18 protein-coding genes and 1 other RNA gene are annotated in these 15,403 nt (G+C 61.3%); 10 read left to right on the top strand and 9 right to left on the bottom strand.

Annotated features, from left to right (window positions below; all coding sequences use genetic code 11):
- The first annotated feature begins 18 nt into the window (after positions 1–18).
- The 5 genes from J3D60_RS20000 to J3D60_RS20020 all read left to right on the top strand — a co-directional run bounded on the left by J3D60_RS20000 (position 19) and on the right by J3D60_RS20020 (position 3,923).
- Positions 19–939, top strand: a complete 921-nt coding sequence (locus J3D60_RS20000) for an SPFH domain-containing protein (protein WP_027608388.1) — start codon at positions 19–21, stop codon at positions 937–939.
- Positions 940–949: 10 nt separating this feature from the next.
- Positions 950–1,396 carry an NfeD family protein gene (locus tag J3D60_RS20005; protein ID WP_065938059.1) on the top strand — a complete coding sequence of 149 codons (447 nt, stop codon included), beginning with the start codon at positions 950–952 and terminating at the stop codon, positions 1,394–1,396.
- A 66-nt stretch (positions 1,397–1,462) separates the two neighbouring features.
- Positions 1,463–1,783 carry a DUF2388 domain-containing protein gene (locus J3D60_RS20010; protein WP_169898797.1) on the top strand — a complete coding sequence of 107 codons (321 nt, stop codon included), beginning with the start codon at positions 1,463–1,465 and terminating at the stop codon, positions 1,781–1,783.
- A 172-nt stretch (positions 1,784–1,955) separates the two neighbouring features.
- Positions 1,956–2,621, top strand: a complete 666-nt coding sequence (locus J3D60_RS20015) for an outer membrane protein (RefSeq protein ID WP_253492546.1) — start codon at positions 1,956–1,958, stop codon at positions 2,619–2,621.
- 159 nt (positions 2,622–2,780) lie between these two features.
- Positions 2,781–3,923: a DegT/DnrJ/EryC1/StrS aminotransferase family protein gene (locus J3D60_RS20020; protein WP_253492548.1), complete on the top strand. Its 1,143-nt coding sequence runs from the start codon at positions 2,781–2,783 to the stop codon at positions 3,921–3,923.
- 65 nt (positions 3,924–3,988) lie between these two features.
- On the opposite strand, the gene gcvH is transcribed toward J3D60_RS20020, so the two are convergent.
- From gcvH to J3D60_RS20060, 8 genes are all read right to left on the bottom strand, one after another.
- Positions 3,989–4,372, bottom strand: coding sequence for a glycine cleavage system protein GcvH (gene gcvH / locus J3D60_RS20025; RefSeq protein WP_253492550.1), 384 nt, complete (start codon positions 4,370–4,372; stop codon positions 3,989–3,991).
- Between the two features lie 52 nt (positions 4,373–4,424).
- Positions 4,425–5,507 (bottom strand): glycine cleavage system aminomethyltransferase GcvT, encoded by a 1,083-nt coding sequence (gcvT, locus tag J3D60_RS20030; protein ID WP_253492552.1) that lies wholly within the window; start codon positions 5,505–5,507, stop codon positions 4,425–4,427.
- A 155-nt stretch (positions 5,508–5,662) separates the two neighbouring features.
- The gene (locus J3D60_RS20035) at positions 5,663–7,279 is read right to left on the bottom strand and encodes an iron ABC transporter permease (protein WP_253492554.1); all 1,617 of its coding nucleotides are present in this window, start codon (positions 7,277–7,279) and stop codon (positions 5,663–5,665) included.
- Positions 7,280–7,442: 163 nt separating this feature from the next.
- A complete protein-coding gene (locus J3D60_RS20040) occupies positions 7,443–8,447 on the bottom strand; it encodes an extracellular solute-binding protein (RefSeq protein ID WP_053127831.1) in 1,005 nt (334 codons plus the stop codon).
- 95 nt (positions 8,448–8,542) lie between these two features.
- Positions 8,543–9,760 (bottom strand): 2-octaprenyl-3-methyl-6-methoxy-1,4-benzoquinol hydroxylase, encoded by a 1,218-nt coding sequence (locus J3D60_RS20045; RefSeq protein WP_166655295.1) that lies wholly within the window; start codon positions 9,758–9,760, stop codon positions 8,543–8,545.
- 61 nt (positions 9,761–9,821) lie between these two features.
- Entirely contained in the window at positions 9,822–11,009 is a 1,188-nt protein-coding gene (gene ubiH, locus J3D60_RS20050; RefSeq protein ID WP_131697574.1) for a 2-octaprenyl-6-methoxyphenyl hydroxylase, read from the bottom strand.
- The gene (pepP, locus tag J3D60_RS20055) at positions 11,006–12,328 is read right to left on the bottom strand and encodes a Xaa-Pro aminopeptidase (protein ID WP_065938044.1); all 1,323 of its coding nucleotides are present in this window, start codon (positions 12,326–12,328) and stop codon (positions 11,006–11,008) included. The genes ubiH and pepP overlap by 4 nt, the downstream gene beginning before the upstream one ends.
- 24 nt (positions 12,329–12,352) lie before the next feature.
- The gene (locus tag J3D60_RS20060; protein ID WP_065938043.1) at positions 12,353–12,910 is read right to left on the bottom strand and encodes a YecA family protein; all 558 of its coding nucleotides are present in this window, start codon (positions 12,908–12,910) and stop codon (positions 12,353–12,355) included.
- Positions 12,911–13,048: 138 nt separating this feature from the next.
- Here J3D60_RS20060 and J3D60_RS20065 point away from each other — a divergent pair, with 138 nt between their 5' ends.
- From J3D60_RS20065 to J3D60_RS20080, 4 genes are all read left to right on the top strand, one after another.
- Positions 13,049–13,258 carry a TIGR02449 family protein gene (locus tag J3D60_RS20065; RefSeq protein ID WP_007982902.1) on the top strand — a complete coding sequence of 70 codons (210 nt, stop codon included), beginning with the start codon at positions 13,049–13,051 and terminating at the stop codon, positions 13,256–13,258.
- Positions 13,255–13,572 carry a cell division protein ZapA gene (locus tag J3D60_RS20070; RefSeq protein ID WP_027608375.1) on the top strand — a complete coding sequence of 106 codons (318 nt, stop codon included), beginning with the start codon at positions 13,255–13,257 and terminating at the stop codon, positions 13,570–13,572. Before J3D60_RS20065 ends, J3D60_RS20070 begins: the two co-directional genes overlap by 4 nt.
- A 30-nt stretch (positions 13,573–13,602) precedes the next feature.
- Positions 13,603–13,781, top strand: a non-coding RNA gene (ssrS, locus tag J3D60_RS20075) — 6S RNA.
- A 58-nt stretch (positions 13,782–13,839) separates the two neighbouring features.
- Positions 13,840–14,469, top strand: coding sequence for a 5-formyltetrahydrofolate cyclo-ligase (locus J3D60_RS20080; protein ID WP_092489829.1), 630 nt, complete (start codon positions 13,840–13,842; stop codon positions 14,467–14,469).
- Between the two features lie 7 nt (positions 14,470–14,476).
- Here J3D60_RS20080 and J3D60_RS20085 read toward each other — a convergent pair whose 3' ends face one another.
- Entirely contained in the window at positions 14,477–14,626 is a 150-nt protein-coding gene (locus tag J3D60_RS20085; RefSeq protein ID WP_253492556.1) for a hypothetical protein, read from the bottom strand.
- A 195-nt stretch (positions 14,627–14,821) separates the two neighbouring features.
- On the opposite strand from J3D60_RS20085, the gene J3D60_RS20090 reads away from it, so the two are divergent.
- Positions 14,822–15,271, top strand: a complete 450-nt coding sequence (locus J3D60_RS20090; RefSeq protein WP_027608373.1) for an EVE domain-containing protein — start codon at positions 14,822–14,824, stop codon at positions 15,269–15,271.
- Positions 15,272–15,403: the final 132 nt, after the last annotated feature.

Genomic DNA, 15,403 nt, shown 5'->3' on the forward strand with positions numbered 1-15,403 from the left:
ACCAGATAGGGAATCGCTATGCAGATCGGAACCGTGCTGCTTCTTTTCGTGGGCTTGGCCATCGCCATCCTGTTCATGGGCTTCAAGGTGGTACCCCAGGGCTATCAGTGGACCGTCGAGCGCTTCGGCCGGTACACCAACACCCTCAAGCCGGGCCTGAACATCATCATCCCGGTCATGGACCGCATCGGCCGCAAGATCAACGTGATGGAAAGCGTGCTGGATATCCCGCCCCAGGAAGTCATCACCGCCGACAACGCCACCGTGCAGATCGACGCCGTGTGCTTCTTCCAGGTGGTCAATACCGCCCAGGCCGCCTACGAGGTCAACAACCTCGAACACGCTATCCGCAACCTGCTGCAAACCAATATCCGTACCGTGCTCGGCTCCATGGAGCTGGATGCCATGCTCAGCCAGCGCGACGGCATCAACGAAAAACTGCTGCGCACCGTCGATGAAGCCACGGCGCCGTGGGGCATCAAGATCACCCGGATCGAAATCAAGGACATCAGCCCGCCCGCCGACCTGATGGCCGCCATGTCCGGCCAGATGAAAGCCGAGCGGATCAAGCGCGCACAGATCCTGGAAGCCGAAGGCCTGCGGGCATCGGCGATCCTGACGGCCGAAGGCAAGAAGCAGGCACAGATTCTTGAAGCCGAAGGTGGACGCCAGGCCGCGTTCCTGGAGTCTGAAGCCCGTGAGCGTCAGGCAGAGGCAGAGGCCCGCGCGACCCAGGTCGTGTCCGAAGCAATCGCCACCGGTAACGTGCAGGCCATCAACTACTTCGTCGCGCAGAAATACATCGATGCCCTTGGCAAATTGGCGTCAGCCAATAACAGCAAAGTGATCCTGATGCCACTGGAAGCCAGCCAGGTGATCGGCGCTGTCGGCGGCATCGGCGAAATCGTCAAGGCAACCTTCGATAACAAGAAAGCCTGAGGCGATCGCCATGTGGGATTTCCTGCAGCATCTTTCGTTCTGGGATTGGCTCGCACTGGGTACGGTGCTATTGATTCTTGAGGTCTTCGGCGCCGGTGGCTACCTGCTGTGGATGGGCATAGCTGCGGCAGCCGTGGGCGTGATCAAGTTTCTGGTGCCGCCGCTCGGGCTGGAGTGGCAACTGTTGCTGTTCGCTGTGCTGTCGATATTGACTGCGGTGTACTGGTGGAAACGCCAGCGCAGCAGCGCCAAAGCCAGTGACCAGCCGGGCCTCAACGAGCGTGGCTCGGAGCTGGTCGGTCGCGTGTTCGTGGTGCATCAGGCGATTGTGGAGGGTCGAGGCAAGGTAAAAGTCGGTGATGGCGTCTGGATGGTGTCCGGGCCTGACAGCCCTGTAGGCGCTCAAGTGCGTGTGGTGGGCCTGGATGGCGTGATCTTGAAGGTAGAAACTGTTTAGTCAGTGATGGAACTCGGTTGGGCTAACTACAATCAAACGGTACAGATCACCCACCCGGAGTCACCCATCATGCGTCTTAAATATGCTGTCGCTACCCTCGCTGTGCTTTCCCTCCCTGTCGGTTCAGCCATGGCCGACAGTTTCTGGCGCAATGTCATCTCGTCGGGCGCCACTACCGGCTCGACCTACCTGACCTTCAAGGACCACAAGCTGGTGGTTGCCGCACAAGACGACGCAGGCAGCTTCGTTGCCAGCGACGGCGGTATCCGCGGCCCGTACCTGGAAGCCGCCATGCAGAAAGTCCGCGCCGACAACCCTGGCCTGCAGGCCACGGATATGGAGCTGGCCAACGCTATCCTGGCGAAAAACGCTATCGCCGCCGAGTAAAACCGCCGGTTAAAACAGCCGCTCCCTGGGAGCGGCTTTTTTGTGCCACTTTTCTTCCTACAGCAAAGACTGTTGAGTTGACGATTGAACAGGAGAAATCCTCTACTTCACTGCTCTCCACCGACGACAAGCTATCGATTCCAACCTTCCCTCAGTGAATGAATCGATAACCATGCGAAAACTCTCTTCCTTTGTGTTCCTCACCGCTATTGCAACGCCTTATGCACAGGCAGATGCCTGGTACGGCTCGGCAAAGTTCAACAGTGCACGCCAGAATCTATCCAGCGCACTGTTGACCAGCCCGCGCGTCACCGAACGAGTGGAGGCGCCTGATAGCACTAAAACATTCACCGGATCCTACTCGGTAGGTTATGCCTTCACCGATGGCTGGCGCGCAGAAGGGGAATACACCCGCTCCGGCAACTCGACCTTCGACTCCTTCTGGTCGCCTTTCAATGCCAACGTCAACCGTCTTGAAGTGGACAGCCAGCGCTTGATGGTCAACGGCTATAAAAACATACCGCTCACCCATTGGCTGTCGTTCTACGGCATGGCGGGGGTGGGCGTCGCGCAAATTGATGCCGAGGGTTTTCAGAGCAATGACACCCGTCGCTTTGCCAGCCACCGCCAATATAATTTTGCCTATAGCGTAGGCTTGGGCCTGGATGCCAAGGTCAACGACCGCATTTCCTTTGGCACAGGTTGGCGCTACGTGGACATGGGCCGTATCGAGACCGGCTACAACACCTTCACCAACCGGATAAACGCTCGCGATGAACAGCTCAAGGGCAAGCTCAAGGAGCAGAGTGTGTTCTTTGAAACCCGTGTGTACTTCTGACCGGCACCAGGACATGCCGCCGTTCAAGCGGCACTTCCGTGTCCGTGGCATAACGATTCATTCACAGGCGACAGGCTATATTCAGTCTAACCGTGCCACCATGCCGGGACTGAACCCTCGCTCACTCATCGCCAATCTGAAACGGATGCCTTCGTCGTCATGAGCCAACAGCCCTTTCTGCCGTTCTCCAAACCTACCATCGATGAAGCCACCATCTCGGCGGTCGGCGATGTACTGCGCTCGGGCTGGATCACCAGTGGGCCGAAAGTGCAGGCGTTCGAAGCACAGCTGTCGGAATACTTTGGCGGCCGGCCGGTGCGCACCTTCAACTCGGGCACTTGCACCATGGAGATCGCCTTGCGTATCGCCGGTATCGGGCCCGGCGATGAAGTCATCACCACACCGATCTCCTGGGTCGCAACAGCCAACGTGATCCTGGAAGTAGGCGCCACGCCGGTATTCGCCGACATCGACCCGGTCACCCGCAATATCGACCTGGCCCAGGTGGAAGCCGCAATCACCCCGCGCACCAAGGCGATCATCCCGGTGTACCTGGCCGGCCTGCCCCTGGACATGCCGATGCTGTACGCACTGGCCAACAAGTACAACCTGCGCATCGTCGAAGACGCCGCCCAGGCCCTGGGCTCCAGTTGGGATGGCGAACGCATCGGTTCCACCGGGGACTTTGTATCGTTCAGCTTCCAGGCCAACAAGAACATCACCTCTTCCGAGGGCGGTTGCCTGGTGTTGAACAATGCCGAAGAAGCCCGCCTGGCGGAAAAATACCGCCTGCAGGGCGTCACCCGCACCGGCTTCGACGGCCTGGACGTGGATGTACTGGGCGGCAAGTTCAACATGACCGACATCGCTGCAGCCATCGGCCTGGGGCAGTTTGCCCACATCGAGAAGATCACCGCCCATCGCCAGCACCTGGCCCGGCACTACTTCAAATGTTTCGGCAGTGATTTCGAAGAAAAGTACGGCGCGCAACTGCCGCCGGCCGACTTCGAAAACAGCAACTGGCACCTGTTCCAGTTGGTGCTGCCGGAGCGCCAAGACAGCCTGCCCGCCCGCGCGACCTTCATGGAAAAAATGCAGGCACAGGGTGTTGGCATTGGCTATCACTACCCGCCGATTCACCTGCTGAGCCTTTATCGGGCACAGGGGTTCAAGGAAGGTATGTTCCCGGTAGCGGAAAAGGTTGGACGTTTGATCGTGTCGTTGCCGATGTTCACGGCGATGACAGAGGCAGATGTGGAGCGGTCGGTGGCGGCGGTAAAGGCAGTCTTGAAGGCGGACTGAGCACTCACGGCTCACGACGATTGAATGTGGGAGGGAGCTTGCTCCCTCCCACATGGGTCTTGCGGTTATTCGCCGATGGCGGCTTTGTAGCCAGCAGCATCCAGCAGTTTTTCCAGATCAGCCGGGTTGCTTGGCTTGAGCTTGAAGATCCACGCGCCGTAAGGGTCGGAGTTCAGCAGCTCAGGGCTAGCACTCAGCTCCTCGTTGACGGCAATCACTTCACCGGCAACCGGGGCATAGATATCCGAAGCAGCCTTCACCGACTCAACCACACCCGCCTGGCCTTCGGCTTCAAACGTAGCGCCGACTTCGGCCAACTCAACAAACACCACATCACCCAAAGCTTCCTGAGCATGGTCGGAGATCCCGACGGTCACCGTACCGTCAGCTTCCAGACGGGCCCATTCGTGACTTTCGGCAAAACGCAGGTCGGCAGGGATATCGCTCATAGTCTGTGTCCTCAAGAAGAAATGTCAGCAGCCATTGGCCTGCCGGAAATAGTTAGATCAAGGTTTTGCCATGGCGTACGAAGGTCGGTTTGACCACTCGAACCGGGTACCACTTGCCGCGGATTTCCACTTCGGCCCGATCGGCAGTCGCCATCGGTACACGCGCCAGGGCAATGGATTTGCTCAGCGTAGGTGAGAAACTACCACTGGTGATCTCCCCTTCGCCAACATTGGCGATGCGAACCACCTGGTGAGCGCGTAAAACCCCACGCTCTTCCAGTACCAGCCCGACCAGTTTGAACTGCACACCGGCGGCCAACTCTGCTTCCAGCGCCGCTCGCCCGATGAAATTGCGCTCGGCAGGTTCCCAGGCAATGCTCCAGGCCATGTTGGCCGCCAGGGGCGAAACGTTCTGATGGATGTCCTGGCCGTACAGGTTCATGCCGGCTTCCAGCCGCAGGGTGTCCCGCGCGCCGAGGCCTATGGGTGAAATACCCGCACCGACCAGATCGTTGAAAAACCCCGGCGCCTGATCGGCAGGCAGGACAATTTCCAGGCCGTCTTCGCCGGTGTAACCCGTGCGGGCGATAAACCAATCGCCGTCGGCATGCCCTTCAAAGGGCTTGAGCTGGTGGATCAGGGTGCCGCGAGACTGGGTGACCAGCTCGGCAATCTTCTGCCGGGCATGGGGGCCTTGAATGGCGAGCATGGCCAACTCGGGCCGCTCATGCAGGTGCACCTGATAGCTGCCAAGTTGCGCCTGGATCCAGGCCATGTCCTGGTCTCGGGTGGCGGCGTTGACCACCAGCCGGTATCCGGTCTCGGTGCGGTAGACGATCATGTCGTCCACCACGCCACCCTGCTCATTGAGCATGGCGCTGTACAACGCACGGCCACAGCCATGCAAACGCTCGACATCATTGGCCAGCAGGTGCTGGAGCCATTCCTTGGCCTGGGGGCCGGTGATATCGATCACGGTCATATGAGATACATCGAACACCCCGCAGTCGCGCCGCACCTGATGGTGCTCCTCAACTTGCGAGCCGTAGTGCAAAGGCATATCCCAACCGCCAAAATCGACCATTTTCGCGCCGAGGGCGAGATGCAGGTCATACAAAGGCGTACGCTGTCCCATGGGTTTCTCCTTCCGGGCTTGGCGAAGGTGCGCAGGCCGTTGCCCGTGCCGGACACCTTGAATGACAAGGCCTGCAGCCACGTACAGCGACTCGATCCGAAGGACGGACCGCACCGAATGCCGCGCATTGTAGCCGCAAGCCGTAGGACTGGCACCTAACCGATTGGTCGGGCGGAGCGTCGGATCAGCCCGATGACCGGCAGCAGACCCACCAGCACCAGCGTCAACGCTGGCAGAGAAGCCCGCGCCCACTCGCCTTCGCTGGTCATTTCAAAGATCCGCACCGCCAGGGTGTCCCAGCCGAACGGGCGCATCAGCAGGGTTGCGGGCATTTCCTTGAGCACGTCTACGAACACCAGCAGTGCTGCACTCAGGGTGCCGGGCAGCAACAGCGGCAGATACACTTTGCAAAACAGTCGCGGCCCACTCACGCCCAAACTGCGTGCTGCTTCCGGCAACGAAGGCCGGATGCGCGCCAGGCTGTTTTCCAGCGGCCCGTAGGCCACGGCCAGAAAGCGCACCAGATACGCCAGCACCAGCGCCGACAGACTGCCCAGCAACAATGGCTTGCCCGCCCCGCCAAGCCAGCCGGACAGCGGCACCACCAGCTCACGGTCCAGGTAACTGAACGCCAGCATGATCGACACCGCCAGCACCGAGCCCGGCAAGGCATAGCCGACATTGGCCAGGCTGATACCGGAGCGAATCGCCCGGGTCGGCGCCAGGCGGTTGGCGAAGGCCAGTACCAGCGCCACGCTGACCGTGATCAGCGCCGCGATACCACCCAGGTAGAGGGTATGGACGATCAGGCCCGAATAGCGCTCATCCAGGTCGAAACGGCCCCGCTGCCAGAACCAGGCGACCAATTGCAGCATCGGGATGACAAAAGCACAGGCAAACACCAATCCACACCAGGCACTGGCCGCCGCCGCCTTGAACCCGCGCAAGTGGTACAGCGCCTTGCCCCGTGGCCGTTCATTGCTGGATCGACTGGCGCCCCGGGCACGCCGTTCGCCATACAGCACCAGCATCACCACCAACAGCAACAGGCTGGCCAGTTGGGCCGCGCTGGACAGGCTGAAAAAGCCGTACCAGGTCTTGTAGATCGCGGTCGTGAACGTATCGAAGTTGAACACCGACACCGCACCGAAATCCGCCAGGGTCTCCATCAGTGCCAACGCCACCCCGGCCCCTATTGCCGGCCGCGCCATAGGCAGGGCCACATGCCAGAATGCCCGCAAGGGCGACTGTCCCAGCACCCGCGCCGCCTCCATCAGGCCCTTGCCCTGGGCGAGGAATGCGCTGCGCGCCAACAGGTACACGTAGGGATAGAACACCAGCACCAGCACAATGATCACGCCGCTGGTGGAGCGCACCCGTGGCAGGCGCAAGCCGGTGCCGAACCATTCGCGCAGCAGGGTCTGCACGGGGCCTGAAAAATCCAGCAAGCCGACAAACACGAAGGCCAGCACATAGGCGGGAATGGCAAAGGGCAGCATCAACGCCCAGTCGAGCCAACGCCGGCCGGGGAATTCGCAGAGGCTGGTGAGCCAGGCGAGGCTGACGCCCAACAGGGTTACGCCGACGCCGACCCCCAGCACCAGGGTCAGGGTGTTGCCCAGCAGCCGCGGCATCTGGGTTTCCCACAGGTGGGACCAGATTTGTGCGTCGATACTTTGCCAGGACAGTACCAGCACGCTCAGCGGCAGCAGCACCAGGGCGGCGACGCTGAAGACCGGCAGGTACCAGCGGCGTTGGGCGGGGTGGGCCAAAGGTGGGTTCTCAATAATGAATATCTTCAAATCACCACAATCCAATGTGGGAGGGGCTTGCCCCCGATGGCAGTGGATCAGTCAACGATGAGTAGACTGACACTCCGACATCGGGGGCAAGCCCCCCTCCACATTTGGATCTGCGGCGTCCTACAAATTTTACTTAGTTCCAGCCCGCCCGATCCATCAGGCGAATGGCTTCAGCCTGGCGCTTGCCCGCCACTTCCACCGGCAATGTATCCGCCACGAACTTGCCCCAGGTCGCCACTTCAGCCGACGGCGGTACCGCCGGGTTGGCCGGGAATTCCTGATTCACGTCGGCAAAGATCTTCTGCGCCTCAGGCGTGGTCATCCACTCCACCAATGCCTTGGCGGCTTCCGGGTGTGGCGCGTGTTTGGTCAAGCCGATGCCCGACAGGTTCACATGCACGCCACGGTCGCCCTGGTTCGGCCAGAACAGCTTCACCGCCAGGTCAGGCTTCTGCTTGTGCAGACGGCCGTAGTAGTAGGTATTGACGATACCCACGTCGCATTGCCCGGCGTTGATCGCCTCCAGCACGGCAATGTCATCCGAGAACACGTCGGTGGACAGGTTATTCACCCAGCCCTTGACGATTTCTTCGGTCTTGGCCGCACCGTGGGTTTCGATCAGGGTGGCCGTCAGTGATTGGTTGTAGACCTTTTTCGCCGTGCGCAGGCACAGGCGGCCTTCCCACTGTTTGTCGGCCAGGGCTTCGTAGGTGGTCAGGTCACCCGGTTTGACCCGGTCGGTGGAGTACGCGATGGTCCGCGCGCGCAGGCTCAAACCGGTCCAGGCATGCGCCGAAGAGCGGTATTGCAGGGGAATGTTCTTATCGATTACCGGCGAGGTGAACGGTTGCAGAATGCCCATTTGCTCGGCCTGCCAGAGGTTGCCGGCATCCACGGTGAGCAGCAGGTCGGCGGTGGCGTTTTCGCCCTCGGCCTTGATGCGCTGCATCAGCGGCGCTTCCTTGTCGGTGATGAACTTCACCTGTACACCGGTCTTTTGGGTGTAGGCGTCGAACACCGGTTTGATCAGTTCGTCGATACGCGAGGAGTAGACCACCACTTCGTCGGCTGCCTGCACGGTGGTGCTGCCGATCAGGGTGAGTGCCAGGGCAGTCAGGAGGCGCTTGGGTGCCAACATGGGTGCGGTCTCTCATTTGCAAAATAAGCGCAAATGATAGGGACTCACATTTGGTAACGCTCGGCGGAGCCGTTACCAAATGTTGCACAAACCTGTCAGGGCTTGGCCAGGTCCGGCAGATCCCCGCTCAACCCGAGGGCCTGGCGCACAAACACGGCTTTGGCTTCGGGCATCTGGTCGACCATCTTCAACCCGGCATTACGCAACCAGCGTAGCGGCAGTTGATCGGCCTGGAACAGGCGCTCAAAGCCTTCCATCGCAGCCATCAGGGCCAGGTTATGGGGCATGCGTCGGCGCTCGTAACGGCTGAGCACCTTCACATCGGCCAGACGTTCACCGCGTTCGGTGGCCGACAACAACACTTCGGCCAGCACCGCCGCATCGAGGAAACCCAGGTTGACGCCCTGCCCGGCCAATGGATGGATGACATGGGCGGCGTCGCCGATCAATGCCAGGCCCTCGGCCACATAGCGTTTGGCGTGGCGCTGGCGCAAGGGTACGCACACACGCGGATCGGCGCTGACCACGCTACCGAGGCGCCCTTCAAAGGCGCGCTCCAGTTCACGGCAGAAGCTTTCATCATCCAGCGCCATCAGGCGTTCGGATTCAACCGGCGTAGTCGACCAGACGATCGAGCACCAATCTTGCTGCCCGTCCCGCTCCAGCGGCAAAAACGCCAGCGGGCCGGTGTCGGTAAAGCGTTGCCAGGCCGTGCGCTGGTGCGGCTGGCTGCTGCGCACGCTGGTAACGATGGCGTTATGAAGGTAGTCCCATTCACGGGTCGCGGTGCCGGTCAGGCGGCGCACGGCGGAGTTGGCGCCATCGGCGGCCACCACCAGCGGCGCGCGCAATTTTCGGCCATCGGCCAGGGTCAGCAACCAGTCATCGCCGGAACGGCGCATCTGCTCCAGGCGCGCATTCGCCAGCAGGCCCAGGTCGCAGTCGTGCAGACGTTCGAGCAAGGCATCCTGGACCACGCGGTTCTCGACGATATGCCCGAGCACTTCGGCATGCACGCTGGCCGCCGAAAAGTGGATCTGCCCGGTGCCGCTGCCGTCCCACACCTGCATCTCGCCGTACGGGCTGGCGCGTCGTTCAACGATGCCATCCCACACACCGAGGCGCTCGAGGATGCGCTGGCTGGCCGCCGACAAGGCACTCACACGGGGTTCGAAGGCCGCCGCGCGGTCGAACGGCTTGACGCTCAGCGGGCTGCCGTCGAGCAGCAGCACTTGCAGGCCGCTGCCTTGCAATGCCAGCGCCAGGGCGCTTCCGACCATTCCGGCCCCGACAATCAGCACATCTGCGCGCATGTCCATGCTTTAAGCCTGTCTCGCTGGCGGCTTGCACCGCACGTAAAAGGATTGATGAGTCTCACGCATCGGGACGCGTCCCCAGGCCCATGGCCTGACGGGCGAACCAACGCTTGGCCGGCGGCAACAGGTCCAGGCCCAGCAGGCCCATATTGCGGCCCAGGGCGACCAGCGGTTGCGCGCTGCCAAACAGCCGCGTGACCTGGTCGGAGAAACCCACGGTCAACTTCTGATCCATGCGCTGACGCTCGCGATAAGCCTGCAACGTTGCCAGGTCGCCCGGCACCGCCGGCCCGGCCAGCAAGGCCTCGGCCAAGGCGTGGGCATCACGCAGGGACAGGTTGAACCCCTGCCCGGCAATCGGGTGCAGGCTGTGGGCGGCATTGCCGAGGATCGCCAGGTGCGAGCGCACTTGCTCTTCGGCTTCCACCAGGGTCAACGGATACAGATGACGGGCGCCGACTTGCTTGAGGGTGCCCAGGCGGTAGCCGAACACGCCCTGCAACTCGCTCAGGAAGCTGCGTTCATCGAGATTGGCCAGGCGCTGTGCGTCCATGCCAATACGGGTCCATACCAGTGCGCAACGGTTGTCCGGTAGCGGCAGCAGGGCCATCGGGCCTTCATCGGTGAAACGCTCGAACGCTTCGCCGTTGTGGGCTTCGCTCGGGGTGATGTTGGCGATCAGCGCGCTCTGGTTGTATGGGCGGGTTTTCACGCCAATGCCCAGTTGCTCGCGCAGGCCGGAGCGGCCGCCGTCGGCGAGCACCGCGAGGTCGCATTCCAGCACGGTTTCATCGTTGAGGGTCAGGCGGTAGCCATCGGGCAGCGGCTCCATGCGTGTGACTTCCGCCGGGCAGCGCCAACTCACCACGTCCTTGTCCAGGCCTTGCCACAGGCATTGGCCGAGCCAGGCGTTTTCCACCACATAACCAAGGGCCGGCACGCCCTCCTCCATGGCGGACAGTCGCGCGGTGGAGAAGCGTCCACGGTCCGACACATGGATCTGCTTGATCGGCTCGGCGCGGCGCGAGATCTGCTGCCACAGGCCCAGGCGCTGATAAATCTGCCGGGCGCCGTAGGACAGCGCCGAAGACCGCGCGTCGTAGCTCGGCTGGTAGCTGTCGCCGGGCGCGAAGGGTTCGATCAGCACGATCTTCCAGCCACGCGCCTTGGCCCCGGCCTGCAACGCCAGCGCCAGGCTCGCGCCCACCAGGCCGCCACCGATAATCGCCAGGTTGACCCGGCTCATCGGGCGGCCGCCATCAGGGCTTCGATTTCAACGACGCTCTTGGGGGCGCCGCCGGTCAGGATTTCACAGCCTTGCTTGGTCACCACCACGTCGTCCTCGATACGTACACCAATGCCACGCCATTTTTTCGCGACGGTCTGGTTATCCGGCGAGATATAAATGCCCGGTTCCACCGTCAGCGCCATGCCAACTTCCAGCACACGCCATTCGCCGCCCACCTTGTACTCGCCCACGTCATGCACATCCATCCCCAGCCAATGGCCGGCGCGATGCATATAGAAGGGTTTGTAGGCTTCACTGGCGATCAGCTCGTCGACGTCGCCCTTCAGCAACCCCAGCTTCACCAGCCCGGCAGTGATGACCTGCACCGTCGCCTCGTGGGCTTGGTTCCAATGCTTGTTCGGCGCGATCTCGGCAAAGGCGGCTTCCTGGGAAGCCAGCACGATTTCATAGATCGCCTTCTGTTCCGGCGAAAATTTGCCATTGACCGGCCAGGTGCGCGTGATGTCGCTGGCGTAACAGTCGATTTCGCAACCGGCATCGATCAGCACCAGGTCACCGTCCTTGAGCACGGCGTCATTCTGCTGGTAATGCAGGATGCAGCTGTTGCGCCCGGTGGCGACGATGGAGCCATAGGCCGGCATCTTCGCGCCGCCCTTGCGGAATTCGTAATCCAGTTCGGCTTCCAGGCTGAACTCATGCAAGCCGGCGCGGCTGGCCTGCATGGCCTTCACATGGGCCGCGCAGGAAATTCGCGCTGCCTCGCGCATCACCTTCACTTCCGCCGCCGATTTATACAGGCGCATGTCGTGGAGCAGATGATCCAGGGCAACAAACTCGTTCGGTGGCTGGGCGCCAAGGTGCGCTTTGGAACGGATGACGTTGATCCACTCCATCAGGTGCCGATCGAATTCGGCGTTGCTGCCCATGGCCGAATACACCCGGTCGCGGCCTTCGATCAGGCCGGGCAGGATGTCGTCGATATCGGTGATGGGGAAGGCATCGTCGGCGCCAAAGTCACGGATGGCACCTTCGGTACCGGCACGCAGGCCGTCCCACAATTCGCGCTCGGCATTGCGTTCGCGGCAGAACAGCACGTACTCGCCATGCTGGCGACCGGGCATCAGCACGATCACCGCTTCTGGTTCGGGGAAACCGCTCAGGTACTGGAAGTCACTGTCCTGGCGATAGACGTGCTCCACATCGCGATTGCGGATCGCCACGGCGGCAGCCGGCAGGATCGCGATGCTGTTGGGTTCCATCTGCGCCATGAGCGCCTTGCGACGCCGGGTGTATTCCGCTTTGGGGATATGGATCATGGGCAGATGGGCTTCCTTTCTCTTTTAGTGCAGCGAAGGCTTGGGTGCAGCAGGCTCAGCGGACTTCCTGGTCTCGGTGAACAGCAGCAATGGCGCGACGCGCAGGTATTCCATGACTTCCATGTAGTCGCCTTCGCCGTCTTCAGATTCTTCCAGGGCATCTTGCACCTGGGAGATGGCAGCCAGGTCCTGCAGCACTTCCTTGGCGTCGGTGCTCAGTTCCAGGCCGCCGGCGTTCACGCCGAAACCGTGGAGGAAGCCCTGGCACCATTGGCCCAGTGCGGCGGCGCGTTCGGGGAGCGGTGCATCGTCGGTCGGGAGCAGCAGGACCACGGTGACGTCATCACCGGTCAGTTCGCCCTTGACCATCTCTTGCAGGCCGATCAGCGCGTTACGCACGTTGTCGGTCGGTTCGGTTTCCAGCAGCTCGGCCACATCGGCCAGCCAGTTGTCGGCATCAAAGCCAACACCGGTGCAACTGCGGCCGAGCAGCACGCCATGCAGCTCGGCGGGCGAGCAAGGATGGCCGCTGGTGCTCAGCAGTTTGGAAAAAGCATCGTACGGGGAGTTCTGAATGGGCATGGTGAGCTAGGCGCCAGACGGCGCAATGTCTAGAATGGAGCGCTGTATCCTAGCACCGGCAGACGTACCAAGACTATCGAGGGCGTCAGATCGTTTATCCTGCAGTTGCCATTCATCAGACAAATCCAGTGGAACCCAATGGAAGACACCGACCTGCAAGCGCTGATGGCCAGACTCGAATTGCTAATTACTCGGGTCGAGCAACTTAAGAGTCAAAACGGACTCCTATTAGCTCAGGAAAAGACCTGGCGCGAGGAACGCGCTCACCTCATTGAAAAAAACGAAATCGCCCGGCGTAAGGTCGAATCGATGATTTCGCGCCTGAAGGCCCTGGAGCAAGACTCATGAGTTCAAGCAATAGCGTCACCGTGCAGATCCTCGACAAAGAATATTCGATCATCTGCCCCCAGGAAGAGCGCAACAACCTGGTGAGCGCCGCCCGCTACCTGGACGGCAAGATGCGTGAAATCCGCAGCAGCGGCAAAGTCATCGGCGCCGACCGCATCGCCGTGATGGCCGCACTGAACATTACCCACGACCTGCTGCATAAGCAGGAACGCCCTGACGTACAGGCCAGCGGCTCGACGCGCGAGCAGGTGCGCGACCTGCTCGAACGCGTCGACCTGGTGCTTTCCAGCGACACAGAGCAACCCAAGGGCTGATTGCCGCGACTGTTTAAGGTATACTCGCCCCACTCCCTGGCGTGCTTGCCAGTCGGCGATGTCCCGGAGCCGATTCGCACTACCCTGGAAGTTGCACGTTGGGCTGGTGTGCATGTCCGCTAGACGGAAAGCCTTAAAGCCTACTGCTTCTTCCACCTTGAACTTTCGGGTTCAAGGGCTGAGTCGACAGCGGCTCTGTCGGGGAGCCTGAATTCCAGAACTCAATGCCAGTCCCCGGACTGGCATTGTTTTATGAGCCGAAAAACCATGAACGAACCTGCGCCGCTTTCCCGTCCGCACCTTCGACGCATGTTGCGCAAAGCCCGCCGCGCCCTCACGCCCAGCGAGCAGCGCCAGGCCGCCCATGGCCTGTATCGGCAACTGGCACAGCACCCGCTGTTTCGCCGGGCCAAACATATTTCCCTGTATCTACCGACGGACGGTGAAATCGATCCGCGCCTGCTGCTGCGTGCGGCACAGCGCCGGGGCAAGGCCACTTACCTGCCGGTGCTCAGCGCCTGGCCACGGACCAAGATGGTGTTCCAGCGCGTGAAGCCTGGGGAAACGTTGCTGCCCAATCGCTTTCGCATTTTGGAGCCACGGGTCAACGCCAGGCGCCAGCGCAAGGTATGGGCGCTGGATCTGGTGTTGCTGCCGTTGGTGGGGTTCGATGATGCCGGTGGCCGCCTGGGCATGGGCGGCGGTTTCTACGACCGCAGCCTCGCCTATCTGGCACGCCGCAAAAGCTGGCGCAAGCCGGCGCTGCTGGGCCTGGCCCATGAATGTCAGAAGGTCGATCGATTGGCACAGGCCAGCTGGGATGTGCCGTTGGCTGGCACCGTTACCGACAGGCAGTGGTATGTCGCAGAAACGCCGCAGGAAGCTACGGCGTCTTGAAGAAGGGTCAGCGCTTGAAGGGTTGCGGCTGCTGCTGAACCAGTTCGACTGGCGCATCGGTCTTGTTCGACCACAAGCTTTGCGCATACCCGGTGGTCACGACGCCCAGACCAAACAAAATCACCAATATCCATAGTAAATCCGGTTTACGTTGCATCGATTGCCCCCCTTCAGGCATCTCGTACACGATGACAACAACGTTCCAAAGTAGTCCGTTGCAGCTGCGTCAAGCTTAAAATCCCGGCATTCTGCGATAACGTGAACCAACACGCAAACCTTGACGCCAACCGACTGTCGGTTTGTCATCAAATTGCCTGACAACTTGCCCACCGCCTTTTTCAGGAGCGCAAAAATGGCCTACTGGCTGATGAAATCCGAGCCCGACGAACTCTCCATCAACGGCCTGGAAACGCTGGGCGAAGCGCGCTGGGACGGGGTCCGCAACTACCAGGCACGCAACTTCCTGCGCGCCATGGCGGTGGGTGACCAATTTTTCTTCTACCACTCCAGTTGCCCCGAGCCCGGCATTGCCGGCATCGGCAAGATCATCGCGGCCGCCTATCCGGACCCTACCGCGCTGGAGCCGGACAGCCATTACTTCGACGCCAAGGCCACCCCGGAGAAAAACCCGTGGAGTGCGATCAATGTCGCGCACGTCCAGACCTTTCCCAAGGTGCTGGGCCTGGGCTATCTGAAACAGCAAACCGCCCTCGCCGAATTGCCCCTGGTACAAAAGGGCAGTCGCTTGTCCGTGATGCCGGTCACGGCAGAACAATGGGCGGCGGTGCTGGCACTGCGCTGACCAGAACCCTGCGGTCACGCTCCCGGCGCATGCATCTGCACCTGAACCGGGTTAGGCTTGCGCTTCATTTGACCGGCATCAACGCCCCTCGGGCTGCCTCGGTCAAACTAGGACGCTAACGCCGCAGGATGC

Source organism: Pseudomonas sp. S3E17 (genome assembly GCF_024168685.1).
Classification (GTDB): domain Bacteria; phylum Pseudomonadota; class Gammaproteobacteria; order Pseudomonadales; family Pseudomonadaceae; genus Aquipseudomonas; species Aquipseudomonas marginalis.

Excerpts from the sequence above, each read along its gene's own strand:
- J3D60_RS20000 (WP_027608388.1), top strand. The coding sequence starts at position 19 with ATGCAGATCGGAACCGTGCTGCTTCTTTTCGTGGGCTTGGCCATCGCC.
- J3D60_RS20005 (WP_065938059.1), top strand. The coding sequence starts at position 950 with ATGTGGGATTTCCTGCAGCATCTTTCGTTCTGGGATTGGCTCGCACTG.
- J3D60_RS20015 (WP_253492546.1), top strand. The coding sequence starts at position 1,956 with ATGCGAAAACTCTCTTCCTTTGTGTTCCTCACCGCTATTGCAACGCCT.
- J3D60_RS20020 (WP_253492548.1), top strand. The coding sequence starts at position 2,781 with ATGAGCCAACAGCCCTTTCTGCCGTTCTCCAAACCTACCATCGATGAA.
- gcvH (WP_253492550.1), bottom strand. The coding sequence starts at position 4,372 with ATGAGCGATATCCCTGCCGACCTGCGTTTTGCCGAAAGTCACGAATGG.
- gcvT (WP_253492552.1), bottom strand. The coding sequence starts at position 5,507 with ATGGGACAGCGTACGCCTTTGTATGACCTGCATCTCGCCCTCGGCGCG.
- J3D60_RS20040 (WP_053127831.1), bottom strand. The coding sequence starts at position 8,447 with ATGTTGGCACCCAAGCGCCTCCTGACTGCCCTGGCACTCACCCTGATC.
- J3D60_RS20045 (WP_166655295.1), bottom strand. The coding sequence starts at position 9,760 with ATGCGCGCAGATGTGCTGATTGTCGGGGCCGGAATGGTCGGAAGCGCC.
- ubiH (WP_131697574.1), bottom strand. The coding sequence starts at position 11,009 with ATGAGCCGGGTCAACCTGGCGATTATCGGTGGCGGCCTGGTGGGCGCG.
- pepP (WP_065938044.1), bottom strand. The coding sequence starts at position 12,328 with ATGATCCATATCCCCAAAGCGGAATACACCCGGCGTCGCAAGGCGCTC.
- J3D60_RS20060 (WP_065938043.1), bottom strand. The coding sequence starts at position 12,910 with ATGCCCATTCAGAACTCCCCGTACGATGCTTTTTCCAAACTGCTGAGC.
- J3D60_RS20065 (WP_007982902.1), top strand. The coding sequence starts at position 13,049 with ATGGAAGACACCGACCTGCAAGCGCTGATGGCCAGACTCGAATTGCTA.
- J3D60_RS20070 (WP_027608375.1), top strand. The coding sequence starts at position 13,255 with ATGAGTTCAAGCAATAGCGTCACCGTGCAGATCCTCGACAAAGAATAT.
- J3D60_RS20080 (WP_092489829.1), top strand. The coding sequence starts at position 13,840 with ATGAACGAACCTGCGCCGCTTTCCCGTCCGCACCTTCGACGCATGTTG.
- J3D60_RS20085 (WP_253492556.1), bottom strand. The coding sequence starts at position 14,626 with ATGCAACGTAAACCGGATTTACTATGGATATTGGTGATTTTGTTTGGT.
- J3D60_RS20090 (WP_027608373.1), top strand. The coding sequence starts at position 14,822 with ATGGCCTACTGGCTGATGAAATCCGAGCCCGACGAACTCTCCATCAAC.